4 protein-coding genes are annotated in these 3,270 nt (G+C 72.2%); all 4 read right to left on the bottom strand.

Annotated features, from left to right (window positions below; genetic code table 11):
• Window positions 1-80: 80 nt before the first annotated feature.
• Window positions 81-575, bottom strand: a complete 495-nt coding sequence (locus tag ACFVW8_RS38835; protein ID WP_389698730.1) for an FBP domain-containing protein — start codon at window positions 573-575, stop codon at window positions 81-83.
• Window positions 576-625: 50 nt separating this feature from the next.
• Complete coding sequence (locus ACFVW8_RS38840) at window positions 626-1,132, bottom strand: NUDIX hydrolase (RefSeq protein WP_389698732.1); 507 nt, start codon at window positions 1,130-1,132, stop codon at window positions 626-628.
• 95 nt (window positions 1,133-1,227) lie between these two features.
• Window positions 1,228-2,127 (bottom strand): hypothetical protein, encoded by a 900-nt coding sequence (locus ACFVW8_RS38845; RefSeq protein ID WP_389698734.1) that lies wholly within the window; start codon window positions 2,125-2,127, stop codon window positions 1,228-1,230.
• Entirely contained in the window at window positions 2,124-3,137 is a 1,014-nt protein-coding gene (locus ACFVW8_RS38850; RefSeq protein ID WP_389698736.1) for an SPFH domain-containing protein, read from the bottom strand. The genes ACFVW8_RS38845 and ACFVW8_RS38850 overlap by 4 nt, the downstream gene beginning before the upstream one ends.
• Window positions 3,138-3,270 lie beyond the last annotated feature (133 nt).

A 3,270-nucleotide genomic window follows, 5' to 3' on the forward strand; every position in this document is an offset into this window, starting at 1 on the left:
GTCGTGGCCGCCTCGGATTCGGGGTTGGATTGGGTGGAAGCTCGCCTGCGTCGTGTGGGCCGCCCCGCACCCGCCCCCGCTCAGTCGACGAGCTTGGCCAGGAAGCCGGAGAGATTGGCCGTGGTGCGGGCGATCTGCTCCTCCACCGTCAGCGACTCCTTGAAGCGGGCGCCGGAGGCCACCGCCTTCTTCCCCCGTACGTAGAGCGAGCAGGCCAGATCGGTGCACATGTACAGGCCGACCGAATTGCCCTCGCGCCCCGCAGGACCGGCCTTGCGGGCGGTCATCAGCGAGACCCCGCTGCCGGGGTGCGTGGTGAGACAGAGCGAGCACATGCTGCGGTGCAGGAAGCCGCGCTGCTGGGAGGGGAAGCGGAGCGAGATGCCGGTCAGCCGTCCCTCGTGCTCGGTGACGATGTAACTGCGCCCGGGAGCGGAGAGGTCGCGCCAGCCGAGGAAGTCCAGATCCTCCCACGGCAGCTCCTCCAGATCGCGGGGGAGCGGCAGGCGCTTGGCTTCCCCCTTGGAGCAATTGACGAACGACATGCGGATGTCCTGCTCGGTCACGGCCTTCATGTGTACGACGCTAACTCTGCCTATGACCCTTAGGCAAATGAATAATCAACTTAGGGGTTCACCTTCTCACCCTCGGGCAGCACGGCCAGCCGGTGCACGGGCGGGTGCTCGATGCCGAGGTCGGGCCGCCAGGCCGCGAGGATCTGCGCCGAGGGGTCGAACAGCGGCGCCGGCAGTTCCTCGGGCCGGATCCACTGCCAGGTGCTGATGAGGTGGGGCTCGGTCACCTGCGCACGGCCCGACCCGACGGTGACCAGGGCGGCCATCGTCACCCGGTTGATGTCGCCGACCGCGTCATGCAGCATCGCGAAGACACCCATGTCACGCTCGGCGACCTCAAGACCGGTCTCTTCGCGCAGCTCCCGCACGGCCGCCGCCGCGATCGTCTCGTGCGTCGGGTCGACCTTGCCGCCGGGCAGCTCCCAGGTGCCGCTGTGGTGCCGGCCCAGCAGGACGCGCCCCTGTGCGTCCTGCACGATCACCCCCACACCCAGCGCGGCCTGGGCCAGTGGCGGACGGGAGTTGCGGGCGGGGATCTGCGCCGCGTCGCTGTCCATGTCTTCTGCTCCTCGGGGTGATCGGCGGTCGGTGACCCTACGGGGCGCCGAGCCTACGGGCGTGTCCTGGGGAGGAATGCCCCGGCGGGCGACGGTCACACGGTCAGCCGCAGCGACGTGGGCGAGATGCCGAGCCGTACGGTCTGCCCCCACGTCAGCTCCAGGGCGTCCGCCTCCATACCGTCGCCGAAGACCACCACCCGGTCGGACTCCACGGTGAGCCGCAGCCGCTGCCCGTGGCCCAGCTCGCCCGAGACCAGCGAGGTGCCGGTGGCCGGCGACGGCCAGGCCTCCCGGACGAACCAGAGCAGGCGGGAGTCGGTGGGGTCCGGCAAGGTGAGCGGGCTGCGGCGCTCCTGCCACACGGAGCGCAGCCAGCCGGTGGCGCCGGTGCCGGTGCCGACCAGGACGCCGGAGGAGGCCTGTGGCTCGGCGGGGGAGTCCGCCGCGTCGGGGCCGAGGCGGTAGCGGGCCGTCTGGTGCCCCGACGGGCCGAGGTAGATCTCGTTGAGAGCCAGCAGCCGCTGGGTGTCGTCGGCCACCGCCTCGACCATGGTGAGCTCGTCCGCCGCACTGCCCGGTGCCACGGCGGCGCGCAGCAGCGCGGCCGCGTCGGAGGGCCGGTGGCGGACCAGGACTCCCGGATTGCGGCCCGGATCGGTGTCGATGCCGACGACCGGCTGGCCCGAGAGGTACTTGGCGGCATTGGCGACCAGACCGTCCTGGCCGACCACGACCACCACGTCCTCCGGTGCGAACAGGAACCGGTCCAGATCCTGGCGTTCCACCCGCGACCGGCGCCATTGCAGAGGGACGGCGGCCTCGACATCGGCGAGCGCCTGCCTGGTCCTTTCGTGCCGCCGGGCGACCTCCTCGATGGACCTCCCCCGGCTGGTCAGGAAGAACGCCGCCTGGCCGTGCGTGCCGTGCCGGGCGAGCAGCTCCTCGTACTCGGTGGTGCGGTGGACCAGGACCGCTCTCGGGGCCAGGCTCACGCCCGGGTCTCCGGAGCGGGCCGGCCGAGCTTGGTGAGCAACCCGGTGAGGACGTCGGGCGAGAGGGTGAGGCTGTCGATGCGCGGCAGGTTCTCGGCGAGCCGGGTGGCTGCCAGTGCGTGCAGGGTCGCCGCCTCCACCTCTCCGTGCACCCGCAGCCAGGCCGCCTGGGACTCGGCGCGGGCGGCGCCGACCTCACGCGCCGCCTCCGCCTCGGCGCGGGCCAGGCGCACCGTGCGTGCCGCCTCGGCCTCGGCCCGTACACCGTCGGCCGCCGCGTGCTCCTCGGCCTCGCGCCGGGTGTTCGTACCGCGCTGATCGACCAGCTGCTCCTCGCGGCGGGCGAGCTCGATCTGACTGGCGAGCTCGTTCTCCGCGATGGTCCGCTCGCGCTCGACGGCCACGGCCCGCCGTTCGTACGTCGCCCGGTCGGCCTCCTGCTGGATCTGCTCACGGGCGGGGGTGCGCAGGGCCCGCTCCACCTCGGCCTCGGGCCGGATGGCGACGACGCGGACGGCCACCACCTCGATCCCGGTCGCGGGCAGCCGGGGCTCGGCGGCCAGCCCTGCGGCGACCCGGTCGCGTACCGCGGCGACACCGTCGACCAGCGCACCGGCCAGCGGGGTGCGGGCCAGCACGTCCAGGGTGTGCTGCTGGGCCGTCTCGGTGAGGAGCGTCGCGATCTGCTCCAGCGGTGCGCCGCGCCAGACACCGGAGTCCGGGTCGATGGAGAAGTCCAGACGTGCGGCGGCCTCGGCGGGATCGCTGATGCGGTACGTCACGGTGGCCTGCACGGTGACGTCCTGGAAGTCGGCGGTGCGGGCGTGGAAAGCCATGGCCAGCTCGCGGTCGTTGACCGGAACCTCGGAGAGCGCGGCGCTGAGTGACCGGTACCAGAAGCTCAGCCCCGCCCCGTCGTGGGCGAGCCGGCCGCGCTTGTGGTGCCGGATGTGGGCGGTGGGTGCGGAGCGCAGGTGGCGCCGGCCGAAGCGCCTGGTGATGTCGGCCATGAGAGGGACCCCCTTGTTTTCGTCACCACGACGATAACGAGGTCCGTGAATATCGTCAATAGGACGAGAAGGGGTTGGTGGGCCGGTGCGCACGGACCGGGACACGCACACGGGCGGCCGGTGACTCCCGAAG

Source organism: Streptomyces sp. NPDC058221 (genome assembly GCF_042882365.1).
In the GTDB taxonomy this organism is placed as follows: Bacteria; Actinomycetota; Actinomycetes; order Streptomycetales; family Streptomycetaceae; genus Streptomyces.